13 protein-coding genes are annotated in these 14,145 nt (G+C 72.9%); all 13 read left to right on the forward strand.

Annotation, left to right across the window (positions count from 1 at the left end):
- The first annotated feature begins 1 nt into the window (after position 1).
- A complete protein-coding gene (locus tag B073_RS0120560; protein WP_018539965.1) occupies positions 2-1,345 on the forward strand; it encodes a serine hydrolase domain-containing protein in 1,344 nt (447 codons plus the stop codon).
- On the forward strand, positions 1,342-2,694 hold the full coding sequence (locus B073_RS0120565) for an MFS transporter (RefSeq protein WP_018539966.1): 1,353 nt from the start codon (positions 1,342-1,344) through the stop codon (positions 2,692-2,694). The genes B073_RS0120560 and B073_RS0120565 overlap by 4 nt, the downstream gene beginning before the upstream one ends.
- A gap of 237 nt (positions 2,695-2,931) precedes the next feature.
- Positions 2,932-4,146: an acyltransferase family protein gene (locus tag B073_RS40515; RefSeq protein ID WP_018539967.1), complete on the forward strand. Its 1,215-nt coding sequence runs from the start codon at positions 2,932-2,934 to the stop codon at positions 4,144-4,146.
- A gap of 321 nt (positions 4,147-4,467) precedes the next feature.
- Positions 4,468-5,619, forward strand: a complete 1,152-nt coding sequence (locus B073_RS40520) for an acyltransferase family protein (protein WP_018539968.1) — start codon at positions 4,468-4,470, stop codon at positions 5,617-5,619.
- 111 nt (positions 5,620-5,730) lie between these two features.
- Positions 5,731-6,756, forward strand: a complete 1,026-nt coding sequence (gntD, locus tag B073_RS0120580) for a guanitoxin biosynthesis L-enduracididine beta-hydroxylase GntD (protein WP_018539969.1) — start codon at positions 5,731-5,733, stop codon at positions 6,754-6,756.
- 184 nt (positions 6,757-6,940) lie between these two features.
- Positions 6,941-8,092 carry an enduracididine biosynthesis enzyme MppP gene (mppP, locus tag B073_RS0120585; protein WP_018539970.1) on the forward strand — a complete coding sequence of 384 codons (1,152 nt, stop codon included), beginning with the start codon at positions 6,941-6,943 and terminating at the stop codon, positions 8,090-8,092.
- Positions 8,089-9,339 (forward strand): enduracididine biosynthesis enzyme MppQ, encoded by a 1,251-nt coding sequence (mppQ, locus tag B073_RS40525; protein ID WP_018539971.1) that lies wholly within the window; start codon positions 8,089-8,091, stop codon positions 9,337-9,339. Before mppP ends, mppQ begins: the two co-directional genes overlap by 4 nt.
- On the forward strand, positions 9,336-10,244 hold the full coding sequence (mppR, locus tag B073_RS0120595) for an enduracididine biosynthesis enzyme MppR (RefSeq protein WP_018539972.1): 909 nt from the start codon (positions 9,336-9,338) through the stop codon (positions 10,242-10,244). Before mppQ ends, mppR begins: the two co-directional genes overlap by 4 nt.
- Before the next feature lie 19 nt (positions 10,245-10,263).
- Positions 10,264-11,214: an ArsR/SmtB family transcription factor gene (locus B073_RS40530; RefSeq protein ID WP_018539973.1), complete on the forward strand. Its 951-nt coding sequence runs from the start codon at positions 10,264-10,266 to the stop codon at positions 11,212-11,214.
- 94 nt (positions 11,215-11,308) lie between these two features.
- Positions 11,309-11,539, forward strand: coding sequence for an MbtH family protein (locus B073_RS0120605; protein ID WP_018539974.1), 231 nt, complete (start codon positions 11,309-11,311; stop codon positions 11,537-11,539).
- Positions 11,540-11,631: 92 nt separating this feature from the next.
- Positions 11,632-12,303, forward strand: coding sequence for a response regulator (locus B073_RS0120610; protein ID WP_026247566.1), 672 nt, complete (start codon positions 11,632-11,634; stop codon positions 12,301-12,303).
- A 140-nt stretch (positions 12,304-12,443) separates the two neighbouring features.
- On the forward strand, positions 12,444-13,631 hold the full coding sequence (locus B073_RS0120615; protein WP_018539976.1) for a sensor histidine kinase: 1,188 nt from the start codon (positions 12,444-12,446) through the stop codon (positions 13,629-13,631).
- 117 nt (positions 13,632-13,748) lie between these two features.
- Complete coding sequence (locus B073_RS0120620) at positions 13,749-14,144, forward strand: hypothetical protein (RefSeq protein ID WP_018539977.1); 396 nt, start codon at positions 13,749-13,751, stop codon at positions 14,142-14,144.
- Position 14,145 lies beyond the last annotated feature (1 nt).

Below are 14,145 nucleotides of genomic sequence, written 5' to 3' on the forward strand. Positions count from 1 at the left end.
CGTGGACCCTGACAGACTGCACCGCGTCCTGGCCGAGCTGGCCGCCCGCCATCAGGTGCCGGGCGCACAGCTCGCCGTCCTGCACGGCGGGGACCGCTTCCTGGTGCACACCGGCGTGGCCGACACCGCCACCGGCGCACCCGTGGAAGCGGACACGGCCTTCCCGGTCGGTTCGCTGACCAAGCCGTTCGGCGCCGCGCTGGCGATGATCCTGGTGGCCGACGGGGACGTGGACCTCGACGACCCGCTGGACGGGCCGCTGCCGGAGTTCGGCGCGGGGTGCCTGGTCACCCTGCGGCAGCTGCTCAGCCACACCGCCGGCCTGCCCTCCGACGTGGCGGAGGGCACGGCCGGGACCGGCGACCGGGCCCGGTGGGTGGCCCGCCACTGCCGGACGGAGGACCTGGCGCATCCGCCGGGCACGGTCTTCTCGTACTCCAACGTCGGCTATGTCGTGGTGGGCCGGCTCGTCGAGGCGGTGACCGGCATGACCTGGCAGGAGGCGGTCGGTGCGGTGCTGCTCGAACCGCTGGGCATCCGGCCGGCGTTCGTCGCCGGCCCGGAGCGCACCGGCCGCCCGGTCGCCGCCGGGCACGCCGTCCAGGCGGCCCGCGGCCGGGTGCTGCCGGTCGCCGAACAGGACCTGCCCGAGGTGGAACTGCCCAACGGCGGACTGGCGCTGAGCGCCGCGGACCTGGTCTCCTTCGCCCGCCGGTACTTCGCGGGCTGCCCGAACCCCGCCCCCCTGGACCGGGCGACCGCCGACGACATGTGCTTCGACCAGCTCGCCTCGATCGCCGTCGGCCCGTACGGCATGGCCGACGGCTGGGGGCTGGGCTGGGCGCGCTACGACGACGGCGCGGCGGACGTCTACGGCCACGACGGCACCGGCGACGGCACGCACTGCTCGCTGCGGTTCGACCCGTCCAACGGCAGCGCGGTGGCACTGACCGCGAACGCCAACACGGGGGCGCGGCTGTGGGCGGACCTGGCGCCCCGGCTGCGGGAGCTGGGGCTGCCGGTCGGCGACCGGCCGGAGCCCGGGGCGCCCGCCGGGCCGGTGCCGGTGCCCGTCCCGGCCGGCTGCCTGGGCCGGTACGCCAACGGCGACACCGTCTTCGAGGTGACGCGCGCCGCCGACGGCGGGCTGCTGCTCGGCTTCGGCGGCGCACCGCGCGCCGAGCTGCTGTGCGACCCCGAACTACGCTTCGTCATGCGGGAATTGGGCAACGGTACGTGCTCCCCGGGGCGCTTCGTCGCCGATCCGCTCACCGGCCGGATCGACTACCTCCAGATCACCGGCCGGCTGGCCGCCCGCACCGGCGACGACAGCGGCCCGGCATGACCGCGATCCCCACGGACGCCCCGGACACCATGGACACACCGGATGCCGGCGGCGCCGGTGCGGGGCCCGGCCGCCCGGCCGTCCCGCTGTCCCGCAACCGCGACTACAACGTCCTGTGGACGAGCCAGCTGCTGTCCGAACTGGCCCTGGAGATCGCCGCGGTGGCCGTCCCGCTGCTGATCATCGCCCGGCACGGGTCGCCGGTCCAACTCGGCCTGGCCTCCTCGGCACTGGCCGCCGCGCACATGATCGCCGTGGTGCCGGCCGGGGTGCTCGCCGACCGCTGGGACCGCCGGCGGCTGATGCTGGGCTGCCAGCTGCTGCGGGTGCTGGGGATGGCGAGCCTGGCCGGGGCGCTGCTGCTGGGACGGTACGCGTTCTGGCACATGCTGCTGGTCGTGGTGGCGGACGGCTTCCTCGGCTCGGTCTTCGACCCGGCCGAGCACGCGGCGCTGCCCCAGGTGGTGCCGCCCGCCCAGCTCTCCACGGCGGTGGCCCGCAACGCCGCCCGCCCGTATGTCGCCACCCTGGTCGGCCCGGCCGTCGCCGGCTTCCTCTTCGCGGCGCTGCCGTCGGGTCCGTTCCTGGCCGATGCGGCGATGTTCGTGCTGTCGTCGGTGGCGCTGTGCTTTCTGCGGCTGCCCCGCGGCCGCGCCGGCGCACGTGCGGACCGGGAGCGCCCGGACCGGGCGGAGGCGGGTCAGGAGGGGTCGGCGGGTGACGGGCCGGGGACCGGCGCCGATTTCGCGGCCGGTTTCCGCTGGGTCCTGGGGCAACCGGTGATCCGTACCACGATGGCCTGGATGCTGGTCACCAACCTGGTGTTCAGCGCGCTGCTGATCGTGCTGTTGGCGCTCTCCGGCGAGGACCGGGTCGGACCGGGCGAACTGGGCCTGACGATGGCCTGCTTCGGCGTGGGCGGACTGCTCGGCGGGCTGTTCGCGGCCCGGCTGCACACCGCCGTCCGGCCACCGGTGATCCTCCTCGGCTTCGCCTGGACCGCGGTGGCCGCCACCGCCGTGATGGCGCTGGTGCCGGCCGGCCTGCCCCAGGGCGCACTGCTCGCGGCCCTCGCCTTCCTGGCCCCGCTCGCCAACACCACCGTGCTCACCCACCAGTTGACGGTCACCCCGGACGCGCTGCGCGGCCGGATGAGCGGGGTCGCCGGCTTCTGCTCCGGGGGCGCCGGCGTGCTGGGCCCGGCGCTCGGCGGCGCGCTGACCGGGCTGGCCGGCGGCGGCGTCGCCGCCGTGCTGCTCTGCGCCGGCTGCCTGCTGGTGGTCGCGCTCGCCGCGACCCTCAGCCCGACCCTGCGCCGCTTCCCCGCCCCGGCACCCGACGCGCCCTGAGGGCCGGGGGGTCCGGCGGCCCGGGGAGCCGCGTCACGGGGCCGTTCCCACGGGTGCCGACCGGCCAACTTGACTCCACGGTAAAGAAGGTGGAACGCCCTTCCGCTTCCGACGATGCTCGGAGATCACCACTTGGAGATGTCCGCGCGACCTCGGTGCAGAGGGTCCCGGGCCGGTCCGCGGACCCGCCCCGGCCGCTCCGGCGTGTGTGCCGCGCGGCCAGGCGAAGGGCCCCGCATGCAGACCACCCCCCGACCACCGCGCCCGGCCCCGGAGGCGTCGACGGCCCGGCCGTCCGGCACGGCCCCCAACCCCAACCTCCGGTCCCTGACCGGTTTGCGGTTCCTGGCCCTGTTACCCGTCTTCCTCACCCACGCCGCCTTCGAGGGCGTGTTCCACGACGCCAAGCTGAGCTGGGGCTTCCTCGACGGGATGGGGAGCACCGGTTACACGGCGGTGTCGTTCTTCTTCGTGCTGAGCGGCTTTGTGATCACCTGGTCGTACCGCTCCACGGACACCGCGCGGAAGTTCTGGCGCCGGCGCCTCTTCCGGGTCTTCCCCAACCACCTCGTGGCCTATGTGTTCACGGTGGCGCTGATGCTCGCCGTGGGCTCCGTCTTCGACGTACCGGGCATGCTCGCCCAGCTGTTCCTGCTGCAGGCGTGGGTGCCCGATCCGCTGTTCATCGACACCGGCAACACCGTCACCTGGTCGCTCGGCGCGGATGTCGCGTTCTACGCGCTCTTCCCGCTGCTGTTCGCCCTGGTGCACAAGATCAGGCCAACTCGCCTGTGGTACTGGGCCGGTGCGCTGGTGCTCGTGATGGTCGCACTGCCGACCGTCGCCCTGTCCGTGCTTCCGGACAGCCCGGCGATGCCGGTCGGCGGGGCCTCCCGCGCCCAGTACTGGTTCACCTACTTCTTCCCGCTCTCCCGCGCCGTGGAGTGCGTGATCGGCATGGTGTTCGCGCGGATCGTGCTGACGGGCAAGTGGATACGCCTGCCGGTGACGGCCGCCGCGGCCCTGGTGGTCGCCGCGTACGCGCTCGCCCAGTACGTCCCCTTCCTCTACCGGCTGAGCGCGGTGCCGGTGGTGCCGCTTGCGCTGCTGACCGCCGCGCTGGCGGTGGCGGACGCCGAGGGCCGCGGCACCTTCCTCGGCGGCCGGCGGATGGTCTGGCTCGGTGAACTCTCCTTCGCCTTCTACCTCGTGCACCAGCCGGTCCTGGCCTACGGGCACACCCTGGTCAGCGCGCGGAACGACCGGGGCGAGGTGGTGCCGCGCACCTGGGACACCCCGGCCGGCATCGGGCTGATCGCCGGATCGTTCGTGCTGTCGATGGCGCTGGCCTGGCTGCTGCACAACGGCGTCGAGAAGCCGGCGATGCGCCGCTGGTCCCGCCCCCGGCGCGCGGCCGCGCCGCCGCGGCCCGCCGGAACCCCGGTCGCGTAGCCGACCCGCGGCCGCACCCTGCGCGGCGCCGAACCAGGCCCGGAGCTCGGCAACTTAGCCGCCAAGTGAAAGATGTGGAGCGAGCGAACGATCTCGGCCAAACTCCGGATCAACGGGGGAGCGGGGCAGGCGTTGCCAGAAGTCGTGCGCGGTGGAGATCCGGTGCCGGCGACCGCACCCGGGTCATCCAACAGCAGACGGTGGTGCGGCCGCCGCGGACCTGCGCCGTCCGCACCGCCCGTCGCCCGTCCGGCGGAGGTCCGCATGCAGACGAGTGCCCAGCCCAGTACCCAGCCAAGACCCCGGTCGGCGCCGCCCAGGGTGAACCTCAGGTCCCTTACGGGTCTGCGCTTCGTCGCCACCCTGCCGGTGTTCCTCACCCATGCCGCCTTCGAGGGGGTCTTCAGCGACGCGAAGCTCAGCTGGGGCTTCCTCGACGCCATGGGGACCATTGGCTACACCGCGGTGTCGTTCTTCTTCGTGCTGAGCGGCTTCGTGATCACGTGGTCGTACCGGCCCACGGACACCGCGCGGAAGTTCTGGCGCCGCCGCTTCTTCCGGGTCTTCCCCAACCACCTCACGGCCTATGTGCTCGCCCTGGTGCTGATCCTCTCGGTCGGGCTGAGCGTCGAGGTGCTGCCGTCGATCACCCAGGTCCTCCTCGTGCAGTCCTGGGTCGACGACCCGGCGTTCACCGACACCGGCAACAGCGTGAGCTGGTCGCTGGCGGTGGACGTGGTGTTCTACGCGCTCTTCCCGGTGCTGCTGGTGCTGGTGAACAAGATCAAGCCGAATCGGCTGTGGTTCTGGGCGGCCGGTGCGGTCCTCTGCGTGGCCGTGGTCCCGACGATCGCGTTCACCGCGCTGCCGGACACCCCGAAGATGCCGCTCGGCGGGGTCTCGGTCACCCAGTACTGGTTCACCTACTTCTTCCCGGCCTTCCGGATGCTGGAGTGCGTGCTCGGCATGCTGATGGCGCGGATCGTGCTCACCGGCAAGTGGATACGCCTGCCGGCGACGGCCGCCGCGCTGCTGCTGGTGGTCGCCTACGCGCTCGCCCAGCACGTGCCGTACCTGTTCCGGCTGAGCGCGATGACGGTGGTGCCGGTGGCGCTGCTGACCGCCGCTCTGGCGGCGCGGGACGCCGGGGGCCGCGGCACCTTCCTGGGCAGCAGGCTGATGGTGTGGCTCGGCGATCTCTCCTTCGCCTTCTACCTGCTGCACAACCTGGTGCTCAAGTACGGCCACTTGCTGCTCGGCCACAGTGAGCAGGACGGCGAGCTGGTGGGCCGTACCTGGAGCACGCCCCTGGGCATCGTGGTGATCGCCGCCGGCTTCGCGGTGTCCCTGCTGCTCGCCTGGCTGCTGCACAACGGCGTGGAGAAGCCGGTGATGCGCCGCTGGTCCCGGGCCGGAGTGACCCCTGTGACGGGTGTGGCCAGTGGGAACCCTGTGAAGGACGGGGCAATTTAGCTGGCGAGTAAATAACATGGAACAACCTCTCGAAAGCGTCAAAGATTCGACTGACCGGCCGTTCGGTGCCGGATCCTCCCAGTCCGGTGCCCTATCTGGAGGGACGAGTACGTGCTGACGCACCATCTGCAAGATGACGACGTCGCCGCGATCGACGCCGTGGCCGACGAACTCAGCCGGCGTTACGACACCGTGGAGTCCCCGGACTTCCAGGCCGAGAGCCGGCTCTTCGCCGACGAATTACCGCGTCGGGTGCGTCAGGCGCTGCACGAGTACCGCAGCACGGAGAAGTCCGGTCTCCTCGTCGTGCGCGGCCTGTCCGTGGACGACGCCGCGCTGGGGCCGACCCCGGCCGAGCGCCGGCACAAGCCGGGACCGTCCTCCTCCCTCCGCCAGGACATCGCCTTCTACCTGATAGCCAACCTGCTCGGTGACCCCATCGGCTGGGCCACCCAGCAGGACGGCCTGATCATGCACGACATCTACCCCGTCCGCGGCTTCGAGCACGAGCAGATCGGCTGGGGCAGCGAGGAGACCCTCACCTGGCACACCGAGGACGCCTTCCACCCGCTGCGCACCGACTACCTCGGCCTGATGTGCCTGCGCAACCCGGACGGCGTCGAGACCACCGCCTGCGACATCGCCGACGTCCGGCTGGACGACGCGACCCGGGAGATCCTCGCGCAGGAGCGCTTCCGCATCCTGCCCGACGACGCACACCGCATGTCCGGGCAGGCACCGGCGGACGAGAGCCCGCGCGAGGCCGCCCTCCGCACCCGCAGCCGGCAGCGCGTCGACGCCGCCATGGCATCGCCCGAGCCGGTCGCCGTCCTCTTCGGCGACCCCGACGACCCCTATCTGCGGATCGACCCGCACTACATGCAGGGCGTCCAGGGCGAGGCCGAGCAGCAGGCGCTGGACACCATCGGCGCCGCCATCGACGACGCCATGTCCGGTGTCGTGCTCACCCCCGGCGACATGGTCTTCATCGACAACTACCGTGTCGTCCACGGCCGCAAGCCGTTCCGCGCCCGCTTCGACGGCACGGACCGCTGGCTGCGCCGGCTCAACGTCGCCCGCGATCTGCGCGCGTCCCGCGGGTCGCGGCTCGCCGCGCACACCCGCGTCATCTACTGACCGCTGCCGCGGCACCGCCGCCCGGTGCCGGCCCATCGACCTGCGGCCGCCACCACCCACGTCACATCGTGCCGTCCGCACGGCCCCGGCCGGGAGCAACTCCCCGCGCCGACCGGCCGCGCGGACCCCGTCATCCCGCAACCGGGGAACACCCATGTCTCTGCGAGGTACACCTGTGTCCGGAATGCAGCAAGAAAACGCCGCTCGGGGGAACTCCGAAGGTGCTACCGAAAACCTCACACAACTCGAATTCCTGGCGCTGAACAGCGAGTTCAACCTCGCCGACGGCCACGCCCGGCAGTCGCTCACGGCCGGCCAGAGCCAGATCGTCGCCGAGCTGCCGCTGCTCTTCGAGGAGGGCGAGAAGCGCCCCGTCGAGGAGCTGGAGCGCGAGGCGCACGCCGCCTTCTTCACCGCGCTCGGCCAGCACAGCTACCCCTCGGCCCCCGGCCGGGTGCTCAGCTGCTACTCCTCGTCCGTCGCCATGGAGATCCTCTCCCGCGCGCTGGCCGAGACCACCGGGTCGGTGGCCCTGGTCCACCCGACCTTCGACAACATCGCCGACCTGCTGCGCGGCAACGGCCTGAAGCTGGTGCCGCTGGCCGAGGACCCGCTGCACGGCGACGACCTCGACACCGACCTGCTCACCTCGGTCGGCTGCGTCTTCGTCACCACCCCGAACAACCCCACCGGCCGGGTCCTCTCCAAGGAGCGGCTCACCCGGCTCGCCGAGCAGTGCGCCGCCCACGGCGTGGTCCTCGCCCTGGACACCTCCTTCCGCGGCTTCGACACCCGCGCCCACTACGACCACTACGAGGTTCTCCAGGCCAGCGGCGCGCGCTGGGTGGTCATCGAGGACACCGGCAAGCTCTGGCCGACCCTGGACCTGAAGGTCGGCATGCTGGTCCACTCCGAGAACCTCGCGCTGCCCGTGGAGAAGATCTACTCCGACATCCTGCTCGGCGTCTCCCCCCTGATCCTCGCCATGGTCCGCCGCTTCTCCGAGGACGCGGCCGCCGGCGGCCTGGCGGACCTGCACCGCTTCATCGCGGGCCACCGCGCCATGGTCCGCGAGGAGTTGGCCGGCCTGCCCGGCGTCCACGTGCCCGACCCGGACAGCCGCGCCAGCGTCGAGCGGATCGGCCTCACGGACCTGACGGGCACGCAGGTCTGGGAGCGGCTGCGGGCGCACAACGTCTACGCCCTGCCGTGCCGCGCGTTCCACTGGGCCGACCCGTCCCAGGGCGACCACACCCTGCGGCTCGCCCTGGCCCGCTCCACGGACCCGCTGACCCAGTCCGTGCGCGCGCTGCGCCACGTTCTGCAGCAGCGTTGAGGGCGCCACTCGACGCGGCCGGACCCCCGCCCGACCCGGAGCCCGCGCTGCCGCACACCCGGCAGTGGCGGCCCGGCGTCGTGCAGGAGGTCGCCCCGGCCGACGTGCTCGACCTGGGGCCCGGCTACCTCGAGCCCGCGCTGCTGCCGGTACCGCTCCTCCGGGACGCGTACGCGCAGGCGCTGGCGGAGTACGGCGCGGCGGCGCTGGGCTACGGCCACAACCCGGGCGCGGAGCCGCTGCGCGCCCTGCTGGCCGCCCGCGCCGCCGCGGCGGACGGGCGGCCCTGCGACCCCGAACAGGTCCTGCTGACCGCCGGCACCTCCCAGGCCCTGTACCTGCTCGCGACCGCCCTGGCGGCCCCGGGCGACACCGTGCTGACCGAGGAGCTCTGCTACGACCTGGGCCGCCAGATCTTCCGGGACTGCCGGCTGCGGCCGGCCCCGGTCGCCATGGACGGTTCGGGGATGCTGCCCGAGGCGCTGGACGAGGCCCTGGCCCGGACGGCGGCCGAGGGCGCGCGGACGGCCTTCGTGTACCTCACCCCCACCCACCACAACCCCGTGGGCCACACCATGCCCACTGAGCGCCGCCGCCGGCTGCTGGAGGTGGCCGCCCGGCACGACGTACTGATCGTGGAGGACGACGCCTACGCGGAACTGCCGCTGGACGACGACCACACCCCGCCGCCGTCGCTGGCCTCCCTGGCCGGCTACCGCGGTGTGGTGCGGCTGTGCAGCTTCTCCAAGACCCTCGGCCCGGGCCTCCGCCTGGGCTGGCTGCTCGCCGACCGGGCGCTGGCCCGCCGGCTGGTGGCGCACGGACTGTTCGTCAGCGGCGGCGCCCTGAACCACACCACCTCCCTCGCCGTGGCCACGCTGCTCGCGAGCGGCGCCTACGACCGTCATCTGACGTCGTTCCGGGCGCGGTTGCGGGACCGGCGGGACGCCCTGGTGGGCGCCCTGCGCCGGACGGCGGGGGAGCGGCTGGAACTCCGCGTGCCGCAGGGCGGGTTCTTCCTGTGGCTGCGCTTCGGGGCCGGGGCGGACGAGTCCGCGCTGCTGGCCGGCGCCGCCCGGGCCGGCGTCGGCATCGCCGCCGGCTCGCGCTTCGGCACCACCCAGGAGGCCGGCGTCCGGCTGGCCTTCAGCTTCAACCCGCCCGCTGTACTGGAGCAGGCCGCACAGCGGCTGACCACCGCATGGGCCGGCAGCATGCCGGAGCCCCGGATCGGAGTGAGATCGTGACGACCAGCATCGGGACCGACGGCAGGCCCACGGCGGCCGGTCCGGGCGACGGCGGCCCCGTCGGCTACAGCCTGCCGCTCTCGCCGACCGGGGAGTCGGCGATGCTCACCCCGCCGCCGTGGCACTTCTCCGGCGAGGTGGTCATGGTCGAGTACCGCGTCGACCCGGACGCGGCACGGCGGTTCCTGCCGCCGGGGCTGGAGCCGGGCGCCGACCCCGGTGCCGCGGCCGCGGTGTTCGCCACCTGGCAGTGGTGCTCCGCGGACGGCGCGGAGCTGACCGATCCCGCCCGGTGCCAGTTCGGGGAGTTCCTGATCCTGCTGGGCTGCGAGTTCGAGGGCCGTCCCATGGCCCGGGCTCCGTACGCCTGGGTGGACCAGGCCGTGCCGATGATGCGCGGCTGGGTGCAGGGCATGCCCAAGCAGTTCGGCGTGATCCACCAGAGCCGGCCGGTCACGGTCGGCCGGGCGGGCTCCCGGCTGGCGCCCGGCGGCCGGTTCGACGGCGCGCTCTCCGTCCACGGACGGCGGGTCGTGGAGGCCGCCGTCACCGTGGAGCGGCAGACCGACCGGCGGCCGGTGCTGCACGACGTCCCCCTGGCCCACACCCTGGTCTTCCCGGAGTGGGTGCCCTCGGCGGCCGGGCCGCGGCCGCGGCTGGTCGCGTCCGAGGTCAGCGATGTGGAGTTCTCCCCGATCTGGACCGGATCGGCCGATCTCACGTTCTTCGAGGGCCTGGGGGATGATTTCCGGACGCTCGCGCCTTTGGAGGTGGGGGACGGCCACGTGTTCGCCTACGGGGAGACCCTGCACGGCGGCCGACTGCTCAGCGACTACTCGTCGAGCGCGCACGACATCAGTGATGACAATGGGGGAGCACGTGCTGAGGATCCACTTCACAGTTGAGGACCTGGCTCATACCAGGATGCTGGCGACCCTCGGGCCGTTGGCGGAGAGCGCCTTCGCGCTCTACCTCTTCGGCCGGAACGGCGACGTCGCCTTCCATGAGTGGCGGCGCACCGTCCGCGCCGAACTGGGCCGGGACGCGGCACGGTTCATGGCACTGTCCCAGCAGTTCCGCACGCTGGAGGAGCTGCCGGAAGCCTTCGCCGACGCCTTCACGTCCGGCGCCGATCCCGACCAGATCGCGCCCGGCGAGGAGCGCAACGGCACCCGGCTGCTGGCCGAACTGTGCCGGGTGGCGGTGCTGCCCCACTGGAGCCTGATCCGCGGCCATCTCGACGGGGCCCGGGACGGCTGGGGCAGGGTGGCCATCGCGCACGGCGTCGAGCGGCTGCTGAGTTCGCTGCACCCGAAGGTCCGCTGGCGGGCGCCGGTGCTGGAGGTGCGGCACGGACCGCACCGCGACATCCACCTGGACGGCCGCGGGCTGCTGCTGTGCCCGTCGTTCTTCCTGTCCGAGCAGTCCTGCGCGTTCGTCCCGGCGGTCGGCCGGGAGGCCATGCCGGTGCTGGTCTACCCCGTCAAGATCTCCTCGCGCGGCGACATCTGGGGGACGCCGGAACACGACGAACAGGCGCTGGGCGCCCTGGTCGGCCACACCAGGGCGGCCGCGCTCGAAGCGCTCACCGAGGGCTGTTCCACGGGCGAACTGGCCGAACGGCTGGGCATCTCGCTGGCCGGTGCCAGCAAGCACGCGGCGGTGCTGCGCCGGTCCGGGCTGGTGACCACCTCCCGCAACCGCAACACCGCCCTGCACGCCCTCACGCCGCTGGGCACCGCCCTGCTGCGCCACAGCGGCGGCGACAGCCTCCCCGCCCGGTCCCCCGTCCCATTACCGATCGTTCCGCCGCAGCGCATGCGGTCGATGCCGTTCAAGCGCGTGAGCCCCGGCGCCGACCGGCAGGCGGTCTGATCTCCTGGCGGCGGCCCTGTCCCCCCGGGCCGCCGCCAGGTCCCGGCACCACCGGCACTGCTCGCACCCCGAACACGAGAGGACACAAGAAGAGATGGGCGCCAACCCCTTCGACGACCCCGACGGCCGCTTCCTGGTGTTGATCAACGACGAGGGCCAGCACTCGCTCTGGCCGGCCTTCGCCGAGGTGCCGGCCGGCTGGACGGTGGCCCTCGCGGAGACCGACCGCCAGTCGGCCCTCGACCACATCACCGAGCACTGGACCGACATGCGCCCCCGCAGCCTGGTGCTGTCCATGGAAAAGGAAGGGGCCACCACGGCCTGACGGGACGTCACACGGCCGGCGGCGGCACCGGGCAGGAGTCCCCGGAAGAAAGCCGCCCCGGCCCGTCCCGCCATACGGCAGAATTCCCGCTTGTGACTATTCGTTTGTTGATCGCCGACGACCAGGAGATGGTTCGCCGGGGAATGCGCCGCATCGTGGAGAGCCAGTCCGACATGACGGTCGTCGGCGAGGCGGCGAACGGCGCGGACGCCGTGGAACTGGCCCGCACACTCGGCCCCGACGTCGCGCTGGTGGACATCCGCATGCCGCGGATGGACGGCCTGGAGGTGACCCGCCGGCTGGTCGATCCCGCCTTTCCGCACCCGGTCCGGGTCGTCGTCGTCACCACCTTCGATCTCGACGAATACGTCTATCCCGCGCTGCGCTTCGGCGCCTCGGGATTCGTCCTCAAGCGCTCGGGTCCGGCCCTGCTGGTCGAGGCGGTCCGGGCGGCGGTGGCCGGGGACAGCCTGATCAGCCCGCAGATCACGGCGCGGCTGCTGCAGCACGTCACCGGCCCGGCGACCGGCCGGCGGGCCCGGAAACAGCGCGATGCGGTACTGACCGAGCGCGAGGCCGAGATCGCCGGAAAGGTCGCCGAGGGCAAGTCCAATTCCGATATCGCCCGCGAGTTGTTCATCTCGGCGGGCACCGTGAAGACGCATGTCGCCAGCATTCAGCGCAAGCTCCAGGTCCGGAATCGGGTCGGGATCGCGGTACGGGCCTGGGAATTGGGCTATGCCACCGGACAGCTGCCCGGCTGACATTCCCCGGCCCCGGAACGGACACCGTTCCGTAACGGCCCGGGGCCGCCCGCCGGAAATATCTGCCGTACGGCAGATGCCGCTCGATGCGTTCCGTGCTCACCGCCGCCGGCACCCGGGAAGGTGCGTAGCCTCACCCCATGGATGACGAAACTCTTCCGCTCCCGGAGCGCCGGCGGCAACGACGCGGCCGCTGGGCCGGGTTCGCGGCGGCCGCGATGCTCGTCCCCGCCCTCGTGTCGCCCCCGAGCGCCGCTCCGGCGGCGGTCGTCGCCGCGCTGACCCTCGCCGTGGCGGTGCTGGTCTGGCCGATCGGCCGGATCTCGCTGGACCGGGCGGCGGCCGGGGCGGCGCTGCTCTCCCTGGCCGTCGACGCCGGCTACTTCGGACCGCCGGGCCTGGTGATCCTGTGGTACCCGTGCGAAACCGTCGCGCTGCTGGTCCTGTTGGAGCGGGTGGTACGCCATGTGCCCAGCCCCAAGGTGGCCTTCGTCGCCCCGCTGACCGGGGCCGCCGCGGTGCTGCTGCCGCTGCGGTTCACCCTGCACGCCCCCACCGCGGGGCTGAAGGAGTCGGTCGCCGGCGCCCTCTTCGCCCTGTTCCCGGTCGCCGTCGCGGCGGGCATCGGGCTGTATCTGCGGTCGCTGGACAACCGCCGGGCGCACGCGGTGGCCCTGGCCCGGCGCGAACAGCGCCTGGAAGTCGCCCGGGACCTGCACGACTTCGTCGCCCACGAGGTGACCGGCATCGTCCTGGAGGCCCAGGCGGCACAGCTCGCCGACGACACGAGCCTTGAGGAGTACCGGTCACTGCTCCAGCGCATCGAGCAGGCCGGGCTGCGGGCCCTGGACTCCATGGACCAGACGGTGGCCGCGCTGCGCGAGGCGGAGAGCCGCAAGTGGGGCGAGCCGCCGCCCACCCGCCTCTACGGCCTGGCCGACCTGCCCGAACTCGTCGGCCGCTTCTCCTCGATGGCCGCCGCCGAGGTGGCGCTGTCACTGGAGGACGAGGTGGCCGGCACGCTGTCGCGGGAGGCCGAGGACACCGCCTACCGGGTCGTGCTGGAGGCCCTGACCAACGTACGGCGGCACGCGCCGCAGGCCGGGCGGGTCGAGGTGTTCGCCGGCCGCACCGCCGACCGGGCGGTGGAGGTCACGGTCGCCGACGACGCCGGCCCCGCGGCCCCGCCCGGGACCCGGCAGGGCGGCGGCACCGGACTTGCCGGCCTGGACGAACGGGTCGGCGCCCTGGGCGGCACCCTGCACGCCGGCCCGCACGGCCCCGGCTGGCGGGTCCGCTGCGTGCTCCCGGCGCCCGCCCTTGGCTGAGCGGATATCTGCCGATCGGCAGATGTGGCGGCGGCGGGGAACCGAGATCCTTTCATCAGTGCACGGCAGTGCACCGCAGGACACCTCAGTGCACCGCCCGTAACCCTGGAGGAACCGATGTTCTCAAGCGCCCGCGCGAAGCGGCCCGTCACACTCGTCGCCGCCGCGGCGGCCGTCGTCGCCGCGTTCGGCCTCACCGGCTGCTCGGTGGACGCCTCGAAGGCCAAGCCCGTGACGAAGACCTTCGCCTACTCCGGCAAGTCGCTGAACGTGACCACGCACGAGGTCGCCACCAAGATCGTCGCGGCCGACCGCAAGGACATCAAGGTCACCCGCTGGTTCGACTCCGCCGCCGGCACCGAGCACCTCAAGTGGGTCCTGAAGGGCAACACCCTCGACATCGACGCCGGCTGCAGCGGCATCGCCATCTGCGACGCCAAGTTCCAGGTCGAGGTCCCCAAGGGCATCGCGGTGTCCAAGGACGGCGAGCAGACCCTGAGCGGCAAGAGCTGAA

The sequence above is a fragment of the Streptomyces sp. MspMP-M5 genome, assembly GCF_000373585.1.
GTDB lineage: Bacteria > Actinomycetota > Actinomycetes > Streptomycetales > Streptomycetaceae > Streptomyces.